General features: G+C 56.0%; 18 protein-coding genes and 2 tRNA genes. 8 read left to right on the top strand and 12 right to left on the bottom strand.

What is annotated here, in order from left to right; all coding sequences use genetic code 11:
* Nucleotides 1-235, bottom strand: a 235-nt coding sequence (locus QHG98_05865; protein ID MDH7597251.1) for an S-layer protein domain-containing protein, incomplete at its 3' end; no start/stop codon positions are given.
* Nucleotides 236-1,397: 1,162 nt separating this feature from the next.
* Between QHG98_05865 and QHG98_05870 the strand changes: the two genes are divergently transcribed.
* Nucleotides 1,398-2,411 carry a histone deacetylase gene (locus QHG98_05870; protein ID MDH7597252.1) on the top strand — a complete coding sequence of 338 codons (1,014 nt, stop codon included), beginning with the start codon at nucleotides 1,398-1,400 and terminating at the stop codon, nucleotides 2,409-2,411.
* A gap of 1 nt (nucleotide 2,412) precedes the next feature.
* Here the strand turns inward: QHG98_05870 and cca are convergent, their stop codons facing one another.
* From cca to ilvD, 3 genes are read right to left on the bottom strand one after another with little or no spacing between them, the layout of a single operon-like run.
* Complete coding sequence (cca, locus tag QHG98_05875; GenBank protein ID MDH7597253.1) at nucleotides 2,413-3,708, bottom strand: CCA tRNA nucleotidyltransferase; 1,296 nt, start codon at nucleotides 3,706-3,708, stop codon at nucleotides 2,413-2,415.
* A gap of 13 nt (nucleotides 3,709-3,721) precedes the next feature.
* Entirely contained in the window at nucleotides 3,722-4,255 is a 534-nt protein-coding gene (gene thpR, locus QHG98_05880; GenBank protein ID MDH7597254.1) for an RNA 2',3'-cyclic phosphodiesterase, read from the bottom strand.
* A complete protein-coding gene (gene ilvD / locus QHG98_05885) occupies nucleotides 4,252-5,898 on the bottom strand; it encodes a dihydroxy-acid dehydratase (GenBank protein MDH7597255.1) in 1,647 nt (548 codons plus the stop codon). The genes thpR and ilvD overlap by 4 nt, the downstream gene beginning before the upstream one ends.
* Nucleotides 5,899-6,067: 169 nt before the next feature.
* On the opposite strand from ilvD, the gene QHG98_05890 reads away from it, so the two are divergent.
* Nucleotides 6,068-7,969, top strand: coding sequence for a sodium:solute symporter family protein (locus QHG98_05890; GenBank protein ID MDH7597256.1), 1,902 nt, complete (start codon nucleotides 6,068-6,070; stop codon nucleotides 7,967-7,969).
* The gene (locus QHG98_05895) at nucleotides 7,966-9,099 is read left to right on the top strand and encodes an NAD(P)/FAD-dependent oxidoreductase (protein ID MDH7597257.1); all 1,134 of its coding nucleotides are present in this window, start codon (nucleotides 7,966-7,968) and stop codon (nucleotides 9,097-9,099) included. The genes QHG98_05890 and QHG98_05895 overlap by 4 nt, the downstream gene beginning before the upstream one ends.
* Here the strand turns inward: QHG98_05895 and QHG98_05900 are convergent.
* Nucleotides 9,089-9,484 carry a 30S ribosomal protein S6e gene (locus tag QHG98_05900; protein MDH7597258.1) on the bottom strand — a complete coding sequence of 132 codons (396 nt, stop codon included), beginning with the start codon at nucleotides 9,482-9,484 and terminating at the stop codon, nucleotides 9,089-9,091. The genes QHG98_05895 and QHG98_05900 overlap by 11 nt on opposite strands.
* 2 nt (nucleotides 9,485-9,486) lie before the next feature.
* Nucleotides 9,487-10,431, bottom strand: a complete 945-nt coding sequence (locus tag QHG98_05905; GenBank protein ID MDH7597259.1) for an NrpR regulatory domain-containing protein — start codon at nucleotides 10,429-10,431, stop codon at nucleotides 9,487-9,489.
* A 54-nt stretch (nucleotides 10,432-10,485) separates the two neighbouring features.
* Between QHG98_05905 and QHG98_05910 the strand changes: the two genes are divergently transcribed.
* Nucleotides 10,486-10,558 (top strand) — tRNA-Gln (locus QHG98_05910).
* Nucleotides 10,559-10,927: 369 nt separating this feature from the next.
* Here QHG98_05910 and QHG98_05915 read toward each other — a convergent pair.
* A tRNA-Glu gene (locus tag QHG98_05915) sits at nucleotides 10,928-11,002 on the bottom strand.
* Between the two features lie 472 nt (nucleotides 11,003-11,474).
* On the opposite strand from QHG98_05915, the gene QHG98_05920 reads away from it, so the two are divergent.
* The 4 genes from QHG98_05920 to QHG98_05935 all read left to right on the top strand — a co-directional run bounded on the left by QHG98_05920 (nucleotide 11,475) and on the right by QHG98_05935 (nucleotide 15,724).
* Nucleotides 11,475-12,236: a hypothetical protein gene (locus tag QHG98_05920; GenBank protein MDH7597260.1), complete on the top strand. Its 762-nt coding sequence runs from the start codon at nucleotides 11,475-11,477 to the stop codon at nucleotides 12,234-12,236.
* 208 nt (nucleotides 12,237-12,444) lie between these two features.
* Nucleotides 12,445-13,266 (top strand): hypothetical protein, encoded by an 822-nt coding sequence (locus tag QHG98_05925; protein ID MDH7597261.1) that lies wholly within the window; start codon nucleotides 12,445-12,447, stop codon nucleotides 13,264-13,266.
* A 20-nt stretch (nucleotides 13,267-13,286) separates the two neighbouring features.
* On the top strand, nucleotides 13,287-14,384 hold the full coding sequence (locus tag QHG98_05930) for a hypothetical protein (GenBank protein MDH7597262.1): 1,098 nt from the start codon (nucleotides 13,287-13,289) through the stop codon (nucleotides 14,382-14,384).
* Nucleotides 14,385-14,581: 197 nt separating this feature from the next.
* Entirely contained in the window at nucleotides 14,582-15,724 is a 1,143-nt protein-coding gene (locus tag QHG98_05935; protein ID MDH7597263.1) for a DUF1646 family protein, read from the top strand.
* Nucleotides 15,725-15,726: 2 nt separating this feature from the next.
* On the opposite strand, the gene QHG98_05940 is transcribed toward QHG98_05935, so the two are convergent.
* The 5 genes from QHG98_05940 to QHG98_05960 form a co-directional block, all read right to left on the bottom strand.
* Nucleotides 15,727-15,951, bottom strand: coding sequence for a hypothetical protein (locus QHG98_05940; protein ID MDH7597264.1), 225 nt, complete (start codon nucleotides 15,949-15,951; stop codon nucleotides 15,727-15,729).
* Nucleotides 15,952-16,101: 150 nt separating this feature from the next.
* Nucleotides 16,102-16,662: a hypothetical protein gene (locus QHG98_05945; protein MDH7597265.1), complete on the bottom strand. Its 561-nt coding sequence runs from the start codon at nucleotides 16,660-16,662 to the stop codon at nucleotides 16,102-16,104.
* Nucleotides 16,663-17,230: 568 nt separating this feature from the next.
* Nucleotides 17,231-17,770, bottom strand: a complete 540-nt coding sequence (locus QHG98_05950) for a metallophosphoesterase (GenBank protein MDH7597266.1) — start codon at nucleotides 17,768-17,770, stop codon at nucleotides 17,231-17,233.
* Nucleotides 17,771-17,818: 48 nt separating this feature from the next.
* Nucleotides 17,819-19,012 carry a sugar phosphate isomerase gene (locus tag QHG98_05955; protein ID MDH7597267.1) on the bottom strand — a complete coding sequence of 398 codons (1,194 nt, stop codon included), beginning with the start codon at nucleotides 19,010-19,012 and terminating at the stop codon, nucleotides 17,819-17,821.
* Nucleotides 19,013-19,218: 206 nt separating this feature from the next.
* Nucleotides 19,219-20,289, bottom strand: coding sequence for a formate--phosphoribosylaminoimidazolecarboxamide ligase (locus tag QHG98_05960; protein ID MDH7597268.1), 1,071 nt, complete (start codon nucleotides 20,287-20,289; stop codon nucleotides 19,219-19,221).
* Between the last annotated feature and the right edge of the window lie 118 nt (nucleotides 20,290-20,407).

The following is a 20,407-nucleotide window of genomic DNA, read 5'->3' on the forward strand; positions in this document are numbered from 1 at the left end:
TGGTTGTGTACTTGACACCGTTTGGCTCCTCGAGCTTGTTGCCCGTGATTGTCATTGTGATCTGCTCGTTGCCGATGCCGTCATCGATGTCGTAGTAGAAGCCGGCGAAGTTCTGCGGATCCCAGGTGACTGTTGCACCATCCTTGACCTCCTGAACAGCACCACGGATCTCGACCCTATCGACTGCGCCGACTACCATCGCTGTCGCTAGTACCGCTACCAGCGCTGTAATCATTATTGCAGTCTTATTCATCTTTTAACCTCCTATCTTCCCATATCGGATTATTTTGCAACATACAGTCTGATTATTCTTAAAACTATTGCCCCAGCAAAGTCTGGAATATGCCATACAGGGAATGCACTGCAGAGACCCTGTAGCATCAGCCTCACAGACTTATAGCTTCATCACCCTCCATAAATTCCCCCTTTGATGGGAATTATAGCGTAGTGATAGAGTATTTCCCTATTATATCCTTTTTGGTCCTTGTACCGTGCTGTGCATATCGAACAGCACGCTCCTTGATCCTGAACTCCACCGGTGGTCTCCTGGAGTCATGTGCTCGTATCGCTGAGATCATGACGCATACGGCCTTGTGGGAAAGCATCGAGATGTGTGGGCAGTTCTCAGTCTAATCAGCGTATCAGTGAGACCATGAATGCATGCGGCCTTGTGTGGGGGTCATGTGGTATCATGCAGGTGCACGCTGATTCCCGATTGCAGGATTCGTGAGGTGTTTTGTGAAGGCCGCTGGTCTCTGAGGGGCTGTTCCTGTGAAACCCGCATTCTACAGAAAAGCACCGAAATGGAGATCCTGGATCTCGTATTCGATGATTTGTGAAGATTCATGTGCTGAGTCATTCTACTCCAGTTGGGATCATCACTCTCATGTTTTCAGCAACTTGGAGGCCATGCAGGGAGGTTGCATGCGTCATCGGTTAAGATCGACATGTGTAAAATTGGACTTAATAGTCTTATCTCGCCTCGGTACTGCTATCAGGACTCAAGTCCACAAGCGGTCGATTTGAATCAACCTCTCCAATCTGGCACGGTCTCAATTTGTCAAATTTAGTGGTCAATATATTTACATAAAATCCTTAACCGATGACCAATGAGGGAGGTTGCCTAATGCGCCCATCCGCTTGCCAGGCCTTCGACGCAGTCGAGGATAAGTCGAAACGAGCGCATAGCATGACTGCTGCCTCTTCGAGCAAGTCATCAGATGGATAAGAGCAGAGATCATGTTATCTCCACGAATCCCAGACTTCGGAGAACAGGTTCTCGGTTGCATGGTATGCGATAGGGTTGAATGTTTTTGGTGCAAGTGATGCAAGCTGCGCTCTGGTTGACCGCATAACAAGAAAAGCATTTTAACGCCATGCAGATATACAACAGCTGTATGACATCCATCGTTTACCACCCCGTCTATCTCATGCACGAGACCCACGAGCACCCTGAAAGGAAGGAGCGACTGATAGCCATAATGGAGAGGATCGAGGCAGAGGGGTTGAATCCGAACAGAATCGAGCCCAGGCCCGCGTCCCTCGATAAGATCGAGGCCGTCCACTCGCGCCGCTACATCGAGCAGGTTAGGAGCATATGCGAGCGTGGGGGAGGCCGTCTCGATATAGACACGGTCCTCTCGAAGGACTCGTACGATGTCGCGCTCATGGCCGCGGGCGGCGTCTGCGCAGGCGTGGACCACGTCATGAAGAAACCTGAGCCTGTGTTCGCCCTCGTCCGGCCTCCAGGGCATCACGCAACCCCGCACAGGGGCATGGGCTTCTGTGTCTTCAACAACGTTGCGATAGGCGCGAGGTACGCTCAATCCCTTGGGCTGAAAAAGGTGCTCATAGTCGACTGGGATGTGCATCACGGCAACGGCACGCAGGCGGTCTTCTACGAGGACGACAGCGTGCTCTTCTTCTCCACCCACCAGCATCCGCACTACCCTGGCACCGGCAGGGTCACCGAGGTGGGCGATGGAAAGGGGAAGGGGTTCACTGTTAACGTCCCCCTCTCCCCCGGCGTGGACGACAGCGGGTACATGGCAGTGTACAGGGAGATACTGCTGCCTGTGGCGGATGAATTCAGGCCGGACATTGTTTTCATATCAGCTGGCTTCGACCCGCACCAGATGGACCCGCTGGGAGGGATGCGCCTCACGAAGTACGGCTTCGGCGCGCTCGCAGGACTGGTGAAGGATATAGCTGAAAGGCACGCAGGAGGGCGACTTGTCGCATCGCTCGAGGGCGGCTACCGCCTTGAAACCCTCTCAGAGTCGGTTGTCTCGGTCCTCAGGGCCTTCCAGGGGGATGTTCCTGATGTGATGCCTTTAAAGGATGCACAGCTCACCCGCCGGATCGAGGAGGTCAAGAGCGTCCAGAAAGCATACTGGAGGAGCCTCGCCTGAGTCAGCAGATCCGGACTTTTTTTGTTAGATAGGCTGTGAGGAACTCCGCGAGATCCTCGTCCATCATCTCGATGATCTCGCGCGTTGATAGCGCTCTCACCCTGCCGGAGGAGAGATGCTTCCCGAGGGATATCCTGTGGATCTCACCCTTGAGCAGATCCACAGCCCGCCTGTATCTCCTCGGGATCTCGACGACGAGCCTGCCATCATCGATGTAGGGCCCTGAGAGCGGCGAGGGATTGCCCCTCACAAACCTGGATGCGTGCTCCGCCTCCCAGACCGGCGGGCCGGTGTGTCTCCTCACAGACGGCAGCTCCCAGATCGAGAGCTCGAGGAGGAGGCGCGCCCTGACATCCCCTCCGCGAACGAGATCCACATCGCTCCTCAGCACCTGGAAACCCTCCCTCTCAAGAAGACCCCTCACCGCAGCCTCTGCCTTTCTCATCTGCGGGTACAGAACATCATCGACCATATCCGGTGCGCTGATCTCCAGAAGCACGAACTCCGTCCCCCTCCGCGCGATCTCAGCTCTGATCTCATCAGGATGCATCCTCTGAACCTCTGGCGGGAAGAAGAAGCTGATATCCGGGGAATTCAGGAAGCATCTCGCCGCTGCGACGAACTGGAACATCCTGTCGAGGGTCAGGGCAGCGGCCACGTTCCTGTTCGGATCCACAGGATCTATGACCACCAGTGGCCCACTTATATCTGCGCCCTGCGCAAGGTCTATCCTCGTTCCGGGCCGCCAGGAGCTCGCCCCCTCCAGGACTCTGAGGAATGAGCCGTAGTGGATCACGAGAAGCTCAGCCAGGTATCCGGAGAATCCGCCTGTTCTCAGGTCAGAGCCGTAGACTCCGACGCCCTTCATGAACTGTTTGAGGAGACGAACATCATCCTCCATGCCTTTTATCCGCTCTGAGACGTAGCGCGAATGGAACGGAGTTCTGTCGACAGCGGATTTTATCCTGGAGGGGTCGCTGACATCGTAGCACGGCACGAGATCCACATCGAATCCATCGATCCGAGCATGAACATAAGCATGCTCCGCGTACCTCTCCTCGTGCTCGGGAGCTATCTCCCTTGCGATCTCGAGGGCAGCGGTGATATCCCCATCCTCCGGCACCGCGAGGAATATGTCGATATCGCGATCCCCTGAGAGCCAGGTGTTTCTGGCCGCAGATCCGACAAGGATACCGCGACATGCCACGCCCTTCGCCCCTGCGACCTCCCCCACCCTCCTGAGAAGATATGATGAGATCCTCTCGAGCTGCCTGCGCTCCTCCTCTGATGGCTTTATCCTTCTGAGGACCTCACGGAGAAGCTCTGAACTCTGCGATGTCCTCGTAGATCGGCCCCCTCGGTGTCAGAGTGCTCTTCTTGAGAACGAACCTGTCCACAGTGAACTCGCCGAGATCGATATCAGATATGCCTGATATCCTGTCAGAGAGAAGACGGCTCAGCGACGGATCCTTCACCCTGGCCAGGGTCGCGTGCGCGCTGAACTTCTTGTCGCGTTCAAATCCAAAGGGCTCGAGCGCGGTGTCCACGGCACGCGCCAGCTCCTCGAAAGAGCCTGTGGCGCCCAGCCAGATTACCCTGATGGATCTCCCGGGGAACGCGCCGACGCCCGTGATGCGCGCCTGGAATGGCGAGAACCTCACGCGCGCCAGCGCCTCTCTGATCTCGGCGACCCTGCCCTCCGGCACCTCCCCCAGAAACTTCAGGGTTATGTGCACCAGCTCTGGATCGACGAGCTTTAGCCCGTCCATCGCGATCGCCTGCTGTATCGCCGGCACTCCTCTCTTAATCTCCTCCGGCAGATCGACAGCGACAAAGCATCTCATCTCAGAACTCCGCCCTTGCTCGCAGACGTCACAGACCTTCTGTACCTCTCCAGGACACCACCCCTCACCCTCGGCTCAGGCGGTCTCCATGACGCACGCCTTCTCTCCAGGACATCCTCAGCAACAAGCAGATCCAGCCTTCTGTTCGGTATGTCTATGGAGATCATGTCACCGTTCTCGACGAGCGCTATCGGACCGCCGACTGCTGCCTCAGGGGAGACGTGGCCTATGCACGGCCCGCGCGTGCCGCCGCTGAACCTGCCGTCTGTGATCAACGCCACGGACTCGCTGAGGCCTGCGCCTGCAATCGCGGACGTCGGCGCCAGAGTCTCCCTCATCCCGGGACCTCCCTTCGGCCCCTCGTATCTTATTATGACGACATCCCCGGCCCTGACCTCTCCGCTCAGTATACCCTTCATCGACTCCTCCTCGGAGTCGTAGACGACTGCAGGACCCCTGTGCACTAGCATCTTCTTCGAGACCGCGGTCTGCTTGACCACAGAGCCCTCAGGTGCCAGGCTTCCCCTGAGTATCGCGATCCCGCCCTCAGGATGCACAGGCTTTTCCAGGGTTGCTATGACCTCCGCGTTCGTCAGTGGGTTGACGGGTCTGAACTCCGCGAGCACTGCGCCGAGCGTCTTTCCTGTGACAGTGAGGACGCTCAGGTCCAGCCTGGATGAGAGACGCTGCATCACGGCAGGTATGCCACCTGCTCGATCCAGATCCAGCATGTGATAGGGTCCTCCAGGCCGGAGATTGACCAGATGCGGCGTCTCCCTGCTCAGCCTGTCGAAGACATCCAGTTCCAGATCGATCCCAAACTCAGCAGCTATTGCTGGAAGGTGAAGCGCTGTGTTTGTGGAACCTCCGATGGCCATGTCGACCCTGACTGCGTTCTCGAACGACTCCCGCGAGACGATCTTTCTCGCAGTGAGGCCTTTCTTCACGAGCTCCACTATCTTCATGCCGGAGAGCTTGGCGATGCGCATCTTCCTGGCATCCACAGCGTGCGCTGTCGCGCATCCCGGGAGGCTCAATCCAAGGGCTTCAGTCATGCACGCCATCGAGTTCGCTGTGAAGAGGCCTGCGCATGAGCCTGCGCCAGGGCATGCGAGGTCCTCAAGGATCGGTATCGCCTCGCCCCCCTTCTGCCACTCCTCGAAGACGTTGATCAGATCGAGCTCACGATCGCATGCGAATCCTGGAAGCATCGGGCCGCCCGTCACGACTATGGTCGGGAGATCAAGACGCCCAGCTGCCATGAGATGCCCGGGGACGATCTTGTCGCATGTCGGTATCAGAACGAGACCGTCCAGCTGGTGCGCCTGGGCCATGATCTCTATCGAGTCCTCGATGAGCTCCCTCGATGGGAGGGAGTACCGCATGCCGCCATGACCCATCGCGATCCCGTCGCAAACGCCGATCGTCTGGAACTCGAACGGCACACCTCCTGCGATCCTTATGCCTGCCTTCACAGCCTCTGCGATCCTGTCGAGATGTATGTGTCCGGGGATGAACTCATTCGCAGAGTTCGCAACGCCTATGAACGGTCTTTTGATCTCATCGTCGGTGATGCCCATCGCCTTGAGAAGTGCGCGATGCGGCGCCCTCTCAGGTCCTGACTTGGTGATATCGCTCCTCATCACGATCCCAGACCGGCTCTGCCCGCTTAGTATAAGCGGCTTTCGCGAAATCTGGGGAAAACCATTCGCACAGACGCTGCGCGGTAAAAATCGCTTGTCTCAAACAAAACTCAGGATGTCCGAGTGTATATATAGAGGGTATGTTTTAGTGGCCCAGCGGTGGTATCGCTTGGATCCATATCACATATTCCTCCTCGTCCTGGGTGCATATATTTCTGTCCTCATCGTAATAGGATTCGTCTCATCAAGGCGACAGGGCTCGGTGACGGAGTTCTGGCTTGCTAGCAGGGAGCTGGGGGCGTCCTCCCTCGGGTTCTCAGCTGCAGCATCATGGCTGACAGCAAGCGCTTTACTTCTTTCCACAGGGCTCTTCATGCTCATAGGCGTCAGCTCGATATGGGTGTGGGTATTTCCGAACATAGCTGCGCTGGCGATCATAGCGCTGATCGCAGGCAGGATCAAGCGCATACCTGCGATGACCCAGCCTGAGCTTCTGGAGATAAGATACGATCCAATGGTCAGAGCTCCGGTCGCGGTGGCGATAACGATAATGATGATTCTCTTCTCAGTGGTTGATTTCATCGGGTTCAAGCTCGTTCTGGGGACTTTCTTCGGGGTCGAGCCACTGTACGCGGTTCTGATCATGGCGGTGTCCGTGGCGCTCTACGTCAGCCTCGGTGGGTTCAGAGCGGTTGTCTGGACCGACAGGGTCCAGTACATCTTCCTGGCAGGGCTCGCGGTTGTTGTGGCGATTCTCTCCCTGAAGCTCTCGGCAGATCGGGGCGCATCCATCATCGCGGAGAGCGCTGCCCTCGGTGGGGAGTGGTGGAACCCGTTCATGATGGGGGGCGTGCTCGGCGCCCTTGTCTTCCAGCTCGCCCTGCTCCCCGGCTGGATCGCGGAGCAGGACCCGTGGCAGAGGGTCTGGGCCGCGCGCGATGAGAGAAGCGCGAGGATGGGCTTGCTCCTGGGGTCGATGCTTCTCGCGATCGTTTACGGCGCATGCTTCCTCACGGCGATAGCCCTGCGCGCGATCTACCCGCTCCCTGAGGGCGAGGTGGAGGCTGAGATGCTGTACCTCAGGTTCATCTCCGAGAACGTGCCACCTGCAGCAGTCGCGCTGCTCACAATAGGATTCGCTGCTGCGTCCATGTCGTGCACAGACACCTTTGCGACATCTGGCGCGTCCTGCATTGTCAGGGACATCTTCCAGAGGTTCGTCAAACCGGATGCCACGATGCGGGAGATGCTGGTGATCAGCAGGCTGCTTGTGGTCCTGATGATCTTCATCTCAGCATTCATCGCGCTGAATGTGGAGAGCATAATGGAGGCTGTGATAATAGCCACGGTGATAGGGACGACATCTTACTTCTTCCCGATCGTCGGCGGGCTTTACTGGAAGAGGGCCACATCCTGGGGCGCGCTTGCAGCTGTCATCGTCGGTGGCGTGACACAGATCGTGATGATCGCGTATGAGAAGTTCATTTTTGGGGAGCCACTCGACACGATCTCTCCACTCCTCACAGAGCACGGCGTGCTCGTCGGCCTGACTCTGAGCGCATCGGTATTCGCGATCGTCTCCCTTCTCACACCGCCCACCGACGACAGGAGGCTTGCGCCATTCTTCTCAGATGTCGCGGACAGGCTCTTCGGTGGAGCCATGATCACAGTTGACAGGGAGAACTCACGGTATCCCATGATAATGAGAATGATAGAGGAGAGGGACTTCGGCGAGAGGGCGCATCTCGATCTCATTCTCAGGGTTAACCCGCTGAAGGCGGATGGTGCCCAGATCAGGGGGGAGATGCACTGGGACAGGCTCATCGAGGACCTGAGATCCAGGCATCCTGAGTGGTACACCCCGACCGGTAGCCACATCGCTTACAGGCTCTCACAGCATGACATGCTCGCGTGCGTGAAGCTCTACAGGGGCGATGATATGGAGATACGGCTCTCAGCTGAACCCAGGCTCTCCTCCAGAGAGAGGTTCAGGGATGAGATGTACCTCGCGGTCGAGGAGATAGAGGAGTCGCTTCTGAGCATGGGTTACACGACCTCACTGCCCGCATGAGGATAACAGTCGTCGGCGCTGGGCCCGCTGGATCCACAGCTGCAGAGACCGCGGCAGGGCTCGGCGCAGAGGTCATTCTTGTGGAGAGAAGAATGGAGATAGGCAGCCCTGTCCAGTGCGGTGGGTTCATACCTGAGGCCTCCGAGCTCACTGATCTGCTGCCTGATGCTCGTCTCCCAGAGACGCTCGTAGAGATCCCGGAGAGGTTCATCCTGAACAGGACAAAGGTCCAGCGGCTCTACGCGCCCTCCGGGAGATATGCGGAGTTCCCGGTCGCGGGAAGGTGCGTGGACCGGCGCAGCTTCGACAGATATCTTGCGCATCGCGCAGCTCGCGCTGGAGCACGCCTGATCGTCGGCACAGAGGCTGAGGTTCGCGGCCAGTCGGTATGCCTTAAGGGCAGGCGCGAGGGTGTCATCGATGCGGATGTGGTCATCGGCGCGGACGGCCCCATGTCCGCAGTGGCCAGGGCGATAGGCGCCATCCAGAGGGACGAGCCCGGGATATGCCTGGAGTACGAGATGGTTGATGTCGATATCGACAGGGACGCGGCAGAGATGTACTTCGGCGAGAGGTGGGCGCCCGGAGGCTACGCATGGATAATACCTCTGGGCGATGATATCGCGAATGTGGGTGTGGGAGTTAGGAGGTCCTACATCCGCGGGGAGATTGATCTCCCTCTTATTCTGAGGAGATTCGTGGAGGAGCATCCGCATGCCGGCAGAATTCTCAGAAAGGGCGAGATCGTCGCAGTTATGAGGGGGATCGTGCCCTCGGGCGGGATGCCTGAAATAATACAGAGCGGGAGGTTTCTGCTCGCAGGAGATGCCGCGGGCCATGTGATGGCGACCAGCGGTGGGGGGGTGCCCCTGGCGATGGTTGCAGGCAGGATAGCAGGGGAGGTCGCCGCAGCGCATGATCTGGATGCCTACACATCCAGGATCGAGAGGGAGCTGGGCGCCCCCCTCAGGGGCTCTGTGATGATAAGAAGAATCGTGGACAGGGCCATGAGGAGCGACAGGTCGATGGATGTGGTATTCTCCCTGCTGGATCCGATGATGATGAAGGACATCCAGCGCGGCCGCCTGCCCGCGCCTCTTGAAAGGCTCCGGTCGATGTTTACGCTTTGAGCAGCTCCTCGATCGGCTTCGCGCCGTACTCTGTTATCTTGACGTTGATCTGGCTTATGTTCGGCGAGATCTCACGCCCGCAGACGCTCTTTCTCCTCTTCTGGCCCTTCACGCGCGGCCTGTACCCGACGCCGCCCGCGAGGAGAAGCCTCTTCCGCTGCATCCCCGGGAGATCGCTGCGCATCGGGAAGCCGTCGCGATCGCTGCCGCCTGTTATCGTAACAGCGTATCCCGGCAGCCCAAGGAGATCGCCCTCAACAGCGTCCCCTATCTTCTTACCGATGAGCTTGCCCGCGTCCTTGAGCTCGACCTGATATGCCTTTCCTGTATTTGGATCTGATATCACAACTCTGACAGCCATCTTTCTGACCTCGATTACCGCCATTCTCAGCTCTTATAAAACCTTATCCGAGACATCTCGCCGCAGGGGATGAGCGTGGATATCGGGCAGGTCCGGATGCGTATACCGCACTCGGCGACCGCCACAGGAGCGTTGACGCCCGCGCATATCGCTATGCCCACACGACCCGGCGCCACAGGGCATCCAAGCACATCATCGCCTGGCGCGCCCACAGCGATCCTCCCGACGATCGAGCGCGCGCGATCCAGCACGCGCATCGCATCCTCCAGAGCGCTGACCGGAACCTCCCTCACGTTCGCCAGGACCTTTCCGGAGCCGGAGCGCACCGCGTCCATCACCCTGGCGATCCTCCTCGCCATGAACGCTCTCATGGGGTCTATGGATGTGCCTGCGTACGCGATCAGATCCGAGAACCTGCAGAGCTCCCCGTTCCTGATCTCGAGGACTCCTGCGAATGTGGTGTTCACAGGTATCCCTGCTCTCAGGAGAAGCCCGTCCACGGTGATGCTGCACACCGTCCCGATCTCCGCGCAGTCATCTTTGTGATGCACGCGCACCAGATCCCCGGAGTACCCGGACTCTGCGACCATCTCCATTATTTCAAGCGCCCTCTCGAGATCGTTCCTGTCGATGAGGCTGATGTTCGCCACCAGGTCGCCGCTCGCGAAATCGAATGTGGTGCGGAGCATGTACTCCTCTATCAGTGTGTTCACGAAGCCTATCCGCTCGTGTATCAGCGCGTCCCTGAGCTCCTTGAGACCGAGAGAGGTTGCGATTCTACCCGAGTAGCCGTAACGTCTTGTGAATCCCAGCTCATCCAGTATTCTGAGATTGTACCGCACCGCCCTCTCGCCGAGGTTATACCCCCGGCTGCTGAGCATGTCCGAGATGGTCCTCGCGCCCACCGGCCTCTTCGCCTCTGCTATGACTCTCAGAATCTCCAGGAGCTTCCTCTGGTCGCGCCCTCTCATCGATCATCAGAACGAAGAAGGGAATATATATAGCCAGGGCAAGATCCAGACCGGAGTCCCGTGGGGTAGGGGCCAATCCTGCCGGCCTTTGGAGCCAGCGACGGCGGTTCGAATCCGCCCGGGACTATCGCATGCGAGTATTCTAACCCTTTCCTGCAAATTGCCCATGTCGCTAAGTAATTGTATGGATAATTTTTTATATAAAAAGCATTTAGGAATTGTGATCAAGACCAGGCCGAACTCACAGGATTTCTCCGAACATCCCCGGTTCCGGCCATGTCAAACAAAACCCATATTATAGTTCTTTGCGCCACTTCATGTAAATCCATTTAAAAGCTACTGGATATGTCATACTTTATGGATTATTTTATGTGATATGTTATATTATATCAACTTATGCGGAATACTATAATATGATGATATTCCCACGAATAATATTATTTCCAGTATTCCGCGACTATCATCATAATGAAAAACATACAGTGGGTGCGGATCATGCTCCGGTCGGGATTTGAACCCGAGTCTTCGGCTCGAAAGGCCGGAATGATTGACCTGGCTACACTACCGGAGCTCTAGCTTAAGAGCTGCTCGCAACGTATTAATCTATCCCTCGGGCACTGGGGAGAAATGTCAGAGAGTGGTTGAAGCCCACACGTGGGATCAGCCTCCACTGATGCAGAAATACTGGCTGAAATATGGAGGCATCGATATGGTGCCCTCGCCCGTTATGTTTATATGCTATCAATATGAAGTCAGGATTTGTGCCTGAGCAAAACACTGAAATATTTGACGTGTGTCTTAAGATCAGGTACCCTGAACCTGAGAGGTCGTTTGGGGGCTCCGGCGTGTGCTGTGGAGCATGGCCGGAGGTGATGGGCGCAGTTGCTTTTTCTGCGTTCATCTGCCAGACGGGAGGTCTGGATCCCGGGGCCTCAGGGAGCTTCAGCATCCCCCGATTCTTTCGGGAGGCCTCGACCACGTCGGGGCATCTGCTGAGGTATCGATCCTTTAACTGAGGGTAACAAAATGGAGGTGGGAACGAAATGAAGAGAGAACTGGCTGTTCTCGTAGTTGTTGCTCTGGCTCTTGTCGGCATGGCCAGCGCAGCCAACTACATGTACGAGAAGGCGACCATTAAGGGCGTCGGCTACAAGAACGTGGAGATGATCGTCTCCACACAGTACGGATACGCGGGCGCCAAGCTTGTCGAGAAGGAGTCCGGATCCGGTAACGTGATCATCGAGAGGACTGAGCTCGAGGCCGAGAGGCAGCTGCAGAGGGACTACGAGCCTCTAGGTTATGGCTGTGAGTATCCAACCGGTGCTGTTCCAATGGACTACATCAACTTCACCAAGGAAGCTGAGTTCGAGTACATGCCTGTGAGCTACCAGACAGGCACATACGACCAGAAGTGGATCGAGAAGCTCTGCGTCCAGAACTACAGGATCGGCGCTGTCGTGACAGAGATGTACACGCATGCGGAGCACCTGCAGAAGAACACAGAGGTCAAGACCAGGCTGTATGGATTCCTTGATGGTGATGACGGCCAAGAAGGTACAACAGTAGATAAACTCTGCTGCACAGGCGTCCTTGAGGCGAACTTCAACAGCAACGTGATCGGCGTCGCTCACATCGGCTGGATGTCCCGCGAGCCCATGGCTGAGGCCGTGGTCAAGGGCAGACACGTCGAGTACGGCCGCAGCGTTGAGGACCTGACCGGTGTCTTCTCGATCGAGAAGTTCATCCAGCTCTGGGGCAACTCGACATGCGGCGCGATAAGCGTCGACTGGCTCCCGTGCATCTGAACGCGTAGCCTGACGCAGACCCCTCACGGGGTCTGAGCTATTTTTATCCAACTTCGATCGAATTCTTCTCCTGATTATATCCTGATTATATCCCTCCCGCACTCACGTCCGCTCTTTGCATCCATCCTCATGCGCGCCGGAGGGGATAAATAAAATTTATATAACAAGAGAGAGAACATCTGAGATAAACCTAAGGGGGTGAAACTGAATGAAGGGAGTAGTAATAGCGGCAATGCTTATAGCTGCTCTTTTAGCATGTAATCTGGCTTCAGCAAATCCACCACTTCCAGAGCCAAAGCAGTACGAGCAGTACTGCGAGGCGCAGAAGGTGGCAGGGAACGGTGTTATAGACATAAGCACGTCGATCGTGGACAAGAAGATCGCTCTCGAGTACTACAACGTGATGGCTGGCGACGGCGATTTCGAGCTCGACTCCGAGCACCTGCTCTCGGAGAACGCGAGCAGGTTGAACAGGACAGGACCCAACAGCACCGGCGATAAGAAAGTTCCGCTCAACCTGTATGAAACCTCGAAGATGACCTACTCAGGAGATACACCGCTCGTCGGTGGTAAGTACCTCCACTCCAAGGCATTCTACGGAGGCATCGGAGCAGAGGTCCAGGAGGTCTTCTCTGTAACAGAGATGGAAAAGGAGCAGACTGTGTACTTCTCATCGACGGATCCAACAGGTCACTGGACCGCGAACCCTGCGACAGGAATGCCGTGGGGGTGGAAAGATGCGAATAATAACAAGAAGGTAGATCCTGGAGAGATCGATGAGAACCTTGCTAAGGCAGAGAAGTACAACCTGAAGTACAACGTGAGCCCGACGCATCTCGTCGGCTTTGAGACCAGGAACTACTTCAACGGCACGTGGGGCACCGACTCCAAGTGGCACAAGATATTCTACAAGGACATAAAGGATCACCAGTCGTTCACAGGCACATTCGAGGTCGAGAAGCTGATCAAGTTCCACGAGGCGCCGTTCGCTGAGGAGAAGCCCAGCCCGTGCGCAGGCGTCGACTGCTGATCTCCCTCTCTTTTTTTGAGGTGGTTCAATTGATCTGGATTCTGATCCTGGCGCTTCTGCTGATTCCAGCATCAGCCACTGTTGAGGAAAGCCCAACAGGCCCGCCGTACGCAGCGGACTCAGTGTATCCATCATATCCATCAAGCTCTTTTGACGTCCCATCCGTTCCGCCCACACCAATCGCCCCCGGGAAGCTCGTCGTCTCTGTGCAGCAGACCGGTCCCATCAACGAGCGGGATAAGGAGTACACAACACCGGGGAAGACACTGGACTACATTGTGAACGTGAGGAACGAGGGGTACACGAACGTGACCGCCACCATCACAGTCAGCCCTGAGACCTGCGGAATGGACTGGTTCACCTGGACCTCCACGGAGGTGTTCATACCTGCCGGCGGCGAGGTCTCGGAGCCGCTCCAGGTCACGCCGCCCACAAACGCCATGGGCGGTGATTACAGATTCAGGGTCACAGCGACAGCACCAGGCGCAGAATCCTCATCGTATACAGAGAAGTTCAAGGTCCAGGGATACGATTACGCATCCGAGACCATGATCAGCGGGAGCGGCCAGTTCCAGCTCAGCAAGGACGTCAGGTCGATGAACTCCGGGATAAAATCAAACAAGGACGTCTACTTCAGCGGCAGCGTCGAGGCGCTGGTGAAGAACGAGTATCTGGTGGACAGGGCGAAGGGGAGAAATCCGAACTTCGAGGAGCAGGACGCTGTCGATGACTATGTCGCTCTGGCGCCCGGAGACACGCTCATGGGGAGCGAGAGCTTCAGGAGCTCGATCGCCTTCGGCGGGATCGGCGCGAAGGTCAGGGAGAGCTACAACCTCCAGGCGATGGAGTTCAAGAACCAGAACTTCAATCTCTACCAGACGGGAACGCTGGGAAGAAGCGCTGAGTTCAGGACAGCAGATAACTTCACAGGCTACTTCATGCTTGACGCGCGACAATCCAAACCGGGACAGAGGAGCATGAAGGAGCACGAGGAGTACCTGGGGTCATTTGAGATAATGCGCAAGATACTCTTCAGGGACCAGCCGCTCAGGAGAGGATGCATCGGCGGAGCATGCGACTTCATGGACAACATAAATCTCCGGCTCAAATCAAGCTGACGCCCTCCGGGGCATCAGCCACTTTTTGTGCGTTTCAGGCACACAGGGAGGCGCCAGCGAGGCCCTTCTGAACACTGATCTCCTCAGAGCATCTGAAATCGAGCATCGGCTTTTGAAAACCAAAACCATTTAATAGATAAAAACCATTTGGCAACAGACTTTCGGTCTTGTGGGTGTAGAAATAAAGAGGTGATTCAATGGCATTACAGCCGACGCCCGTTGATATCGGGCTATTTGCGATAGTTCTGATTGTGCTCGTTGGTCCGTTCATGGTGAAAAAGATAGAGCACAACCTGGAGGCGTTTCTTTTCGTTATGGGCGTGCTCGCAGTGACTCTCTCCGGACTTGAGAGCAAGGGGGTTCTTGAGCAGATATACATAAACAACCCTGAAGCGGTGGAGAAGATCGGGTGGCACATGGAGCTTGTGATGGAGGCCATAAAGGAGCCGATCATAAAGGGCATAGTGCCAGCTGTCCTGGTTGCAGGTCTGCTCTTCCACTATGGGAGAACAACAGCCCAGAGGGCCATGGCCAGAATCCTTGAGGTCGTTCCCCTGAAGATTATAGTCTTCCTTATGGTTGTGATTCTCGGCCTCTCATCGAGCATAATAACTGCGATCATAGCATCTCTTCTCCTGGTGGAGCTCGTCAACTGCATGCCCCTTGACAGGCAGACGAAGATCAACGTGGTGATCATCGCATGCTTCTCGATAGGCCTCGGCGCTGTTCTGACTCCAGTCGGAGAGCCGCTCTCGACTATAGCGATCACCAAGCTGCAGGGACCGCCCTATCACGCAGGATTCTTCTTCCTCTTCAACAGGCTGGCGGTGTACATAATTCCAGGATGCCTGGCAATGGGACTGCTCGCGATGTTCTTCACAGGAAAGGCTGCGAAGGAGGCGTGTGCTGTTGCGGCTGAAGAGGCTGCAGGCCTGAGAGACGTCTTCGTCAGGGCTCTGAAGGTCTACATCTTCGTCATGGCGCTGCTTCTCCTTGGCGGGGGAATGAAGATAGTGATCGACAAGTACCTGCTCACGATCCCGCCCCAGATCCTGTACTGGGTGAACATGGTATCTGCGATCCTCGACAACGCCACACTCACTGCAGCGGAGCTGAGCCCGTCGATGGAGATAACCCAGATCCAGGCTGTGCTGATGGGACTTCTCATATCAGGCGGCATGCTGATCCCCGGGAACATCCCGAACATCATATCAGCAGGCAAGCTCAATATCACCAGCAAGGAGTGGGCGAGGCTTGGCGTTCCGCTCGGCCTGATACTGATGGTTCTCTACTTCGTGTGGATATTCTACATACCCTTCCACATAGAGTTCCATCTGTAATTTCATTTTTTATTTATATTCGCTGTCAGATACCATCTTCCCTTTTTTCCCCTCATGAACTCGATCGCATCGTGGTACGAATCAAAGCTCCAGCGCTCCCCGGTGCTCAGGTTCACAAGGAGAACTCCACCCGCGGGTTTCACATTCAGCGACTCGATCTCATCTCTCAGCCTGCTCTGCTTTCTGTACATCGCATCCCTCCACTGGATCTGATTTTTATTGGTCACAGCCTGCAATCTCCGCTCGTGCACTCGCATCACCGGGCTCAGACAGATGCGCAGTTGCGGCAGTAATTTGACATCATGCCAATGCGCACCGATTGCTGAAATCCGGTTCTGGATACCACACGGCCAGATCTCCCGGGCGGTGTAAGGCCTTCACGCGATCTTCGATGGCTTCCCCTTCGAGATAACATATCTCACAAAATCTGCTGATGGGAACTCATGGATCGATGTGATGAATATCATGCCCTCGCCATATCTGCCTGCGCACAGGACCGGTCGGCCTGCAGGATCCCTGGCGAGCACCTCGAAATCTGCTCCGGGCTCCAGGTATCCGTCGCAGTCTCCAGATCCAGCGCAGAGCGGCGCCTCCTCGCAGGAGAATTTTATCTGCGCCGCCTCGGTGTACTCTCCCCTGTATTTTATCGCGAGCGGCAGCCAGTCGTAGTCATGCTCCGGAACTAGCGGGCCGAACACGACGAGAACGCCACCGGAGCGCACGAAATTCTTTATCCCTTCACTGCAAGCTCTCAGGTGCTTCAGGGCTCTTGAGTACTGCTGGTTTGCGAATCCAGTCGGGATGATCAGCGCCCTGAACCTTGGGAGGAACGGGCTGCAGAGCATCTCAGGTTTGATGAACTGGACATCAGCATCTGCCTCCTCGAAGAGCTTCTCATAGAGAAACGACCTGTCGCAAAGGATCACCGCATCTGGCATGTGGTACCGGTGGGGGGATGTGGTTAAAAATGTTTCATCGCCCGCCTGAAGCTGTGCGATGAAGCGGCCCGAATCCGGGCCCTTATGATGCCAGCAGGTCACCTCAGTGACCGGCCGCACAGCTGCATCCGACCCGGCAGAGTTTTTTTGCCGCGAGATTCCTGAATACAATCCAGCAATCTGCAATCCAGCAATCTGGCACACTAAAGGGGAGCAATGTCAGAAAAGAGAACTGCGGGTTCAGATCTCCTCCCGGCTGTTCTCAGATTCACAAAAATCACTTTGGAGGGACCACGTAGTTCCATCTCCACACCTTGAAGCCAGCGCCCAGTATCAGTATGAATATCGCCAGCACGATCAGGGACTGCAGGTATTCCAGAGCCGTAGCTGTATCCATAAAACCACCGCGATGATGGTACCGAACTGATCGCTGATAAACATTTTGGTTCCTGGTGGAGGTCAGCAGCCCGACTTCGCGGGTTGTGGATGTCAGCTCAATGGGAGTGCGCATGCAGTCGATGCTGCAGCTCTGAGCACTTATCAGACATCCGTTTTGTCCACATATGTTTCAGGCCGACTCATCCGATCTGCCCAGGTAAAGCGTCTCAGCAAACTGGAGGTAGCCGCACATGGGCTTACCCACAGGCACGATCCTGAGCGATGCCCTTCCTTTCTCAAGAATAAGCTCTGCGACGGATGGCGGAGAGAGCCTGGGGGATGTGGGACTTCCGGGGCATACCATCATCCGGCTCCCATCGCGCTCGAAGATCGGTTTGTGGAAGTGGCCAAAGACGAGCAGATCCACATCCATCTCTCTCGCCATCAGGGCTGTGCCGGGGGAATCGGGTGAGTGAGATGGTCTGTGTATGATGCCTACACGCAGCCCCTCGATATCAAGCTTCAGGCGCTCGGGCAGGGCTCTCCTGACATCCGGATGATCAGAGTTTCCAGCAACCGCATGCGTCTCACAGAGGGATCCAAGATCCCTCAAGACCTCCATGCTGACAAGATCGCCGGCATGCAGTATCATCTCGTACCCCGACAGGATCTCCAGGAGACCCTCTGGGATGCGATCGAGATGTGTATCCGATATCAGGAGTATCCTCATGATGCCTCCTGGCGTGGTGTTGATTTCCAGATCCAGAGCGTTCGACGACTAAACATGAAGCCTGCGCATCCCGGCCTCGACGATACCCAGGAACTCGGCGCCCACTGCGACAACGCTGTTTGTGAATATGGATGTGTTTATCTCGAATATCGGGTATCTGTACTTCGTGAACTCAGAAACCAGCCAGCTTGTTGTGCTTCTGTTGCCCTTGAAGAGGCTCTCGTATTCCTGCTTAACCGGTATGAAAACAGCATCATCGAGCCTGCCCTTCTCCCTCACAAGCGCCATCAGGTTCGACTCCCTGCTGGCTGTGATCGGCATCACGTCCGCTCCGTTCCTGAATGCGTTCCTCGCGCCCTCAAGCGCCTCGTAGGTGTTGCCACCGCCTGTTATCGGTATGTACACATCACCTATCTGGAAGCTTGGCGTGTTGAAGTCCCGCTCCCAGTAGCTTATCTTGTTCAGATGCGTGAATCGCATCTCGAACGCCCTTGCGACGAGCCCGGATCTGCCAACCCCTCCTATGACATAACGTCCCGATCTCGGAAAGAGCCTGCCGAACCATCTCTCAAGATGCTCCTGATCCATATCGGCTATGAGCATACCGTTCTCCCTGAAGTCCTGTATTGTGGAGCAGTACTCAGGACATCGGTCATCATGGTGACCATCCAGCCTCGCCTGGATGTCCTTGAAGAGGGCGTTGAGGAATGCTAGGACCTCGAGCTCGAACTCGGTGCCAAGTGGCGACAGCCGGGAGCGCCTCTCCTTGTCGGTGCTGTACTTCGTCCTCCCCTCTATCACGAGTATGGTGCCGTTCTCGTAATCCTCCACAAGCCTGTACGCGGTGCCATTTCTGTTGGCTGTTATAAGCTTGATCTCTCCCCCCTGCCCTATTACATCCTCGATGTATTTGTTCACGGACGGAGTCTCTCCCGAGCCCGAGACCGCTATGCCCAGATTCGTCTTTCTGGGATTGAAGTGCCTCTGGACGGGATCCTCCAGCGTGCATGGAAATACGTTGTCAAAATGGTTCTGAAGGAGCTGGAGGAAGCTGTACAGCGATAGAGCGCTTCTGCCTGCAGCGAGCCCGTAGACGAACTTGTTTCTCTTGGTATCGCTCAGGAAGGACGCCAGCGACTCTGAGAAGGCCGCAACCTCAGACATATCGAGGCGGAGCAGCTTCTCCAGGAACCCGCACTGGAGCAGCGTTGCCTCCCGGAATATCTCGAACAGGCCGGACATGGTGGGTCCTGCTATGAGGATGTCTGAAGATAAGCTTTTCCTGTGCCCAGGAGTCAAAGAAAATACCGGTCAGCATGGCCTGAGCAGATATCCATCTGCCCTGGATATCTGCAGGATCGCATGCTGTATGTGTGCCACATGGCACCGGCTGTTTGGCATTCACCTTTACATCATGCGGATACGGCAGAGGCAGATGCGATAACCATTCAGCTTATGATCTCTCCCAGCGCCCCCATGCTTCTTGCGAGCGCGATCTCCTGGGCGATCCTCCTCCCTGTGGAGAGACCTTTCTCAATCAGATCAGAGTATGGGGAGCCGCTTATGAAGAGGTTCGTGCCTGCAACGATCCTTGCAGATATCTCGAAGACCTTGAAGTCCAGATCATCGGTCACTATCGTCTCGAGGCTGAACGGACCTATCATGCCGCCGAACAGCTCTATCGACGTCTCGACTACCCTCTCGCCGAGGTCGAAGACCTTCGGGAGGAGCGACTCTCTCAGAACAAGCGGCAGGTTCCCGGTCACGACAAAGCTCGGGTATATCCCTGCGGCCTCTAGCTCGTTCACGGATCCTATCCTGAATATCTCGTCAGCGTTTGATTCGACACGCCTGTCGATCCCGAGCATGTCGAGTGTGCCTCTCCGCAGACGGTAGCCCCTCTCCCTTATGGGGGAGTAGAAGAAATGGATGTAGTACCTCGTTCCGAGGATGAACTCCTGTATTGTGTATTTCTGTCCCCTCTGGATCTTCGACTGGAACTCCTCCTTGTTCTTCGCTATGAAGAACCCCTTTCCGCCCTTTGCGCCGTGGTACTTGACTATGACAGGCCTGTCTATCAGCTCGGCGCTCTCAAACCTCATGGGGACGTTCACACCTGCCCTGAGAAGCCACTCCCGCTCCATCTCGCGGTCGCTCTCCCAGGCGAGACACCTTCGGTTCCCGAAGGTCGGGACGGGCAGAGCCTCGAAGTTCTGGATCCCGAGATACTCGACCATCGAGCCGTGAGGTATTATTATGGCGTTCTCATCGATCAGGCGATCGCTCTCATCAAGCATGGCTTTATAGCTGTCCAGCGATAGAAACGCATCCGGCTTTGCAAGAGGGAATGCATCATAGAACCTAGGAGGCGGCCCTATGCATATGCCGAGTGTCCGAAAGCCCTCCTGTTTCGCGCCATGAAATATCTGGAGGCTGCTGTGGGAGCAGACCGTGGCTATGGTGATGTTCTTCAGATCATACCCGTTCAGTATCTCCAAAATCTCCTCTTTCGAAATCATGACTACGACCTTTTCTCCCCTCGATTCAATCCTTTGAAACATGCAGGTTGGCGTCCCACTAGATAATCTCTTCGTTTGGGAGGGGACGCTGAAGATTCTCAGACTGTGCAGGCGCCCT

Origin of the sequence: Methanothrix sp. (assembly GCA_029907715.1) — an archaeon.
In the GTDB taxonomy this organism is placed as follows: Archaea; Halobacteriota; Methanosarcinia; order Methanotrichales; family Methanotrichaceae; genus Methanothrix_B.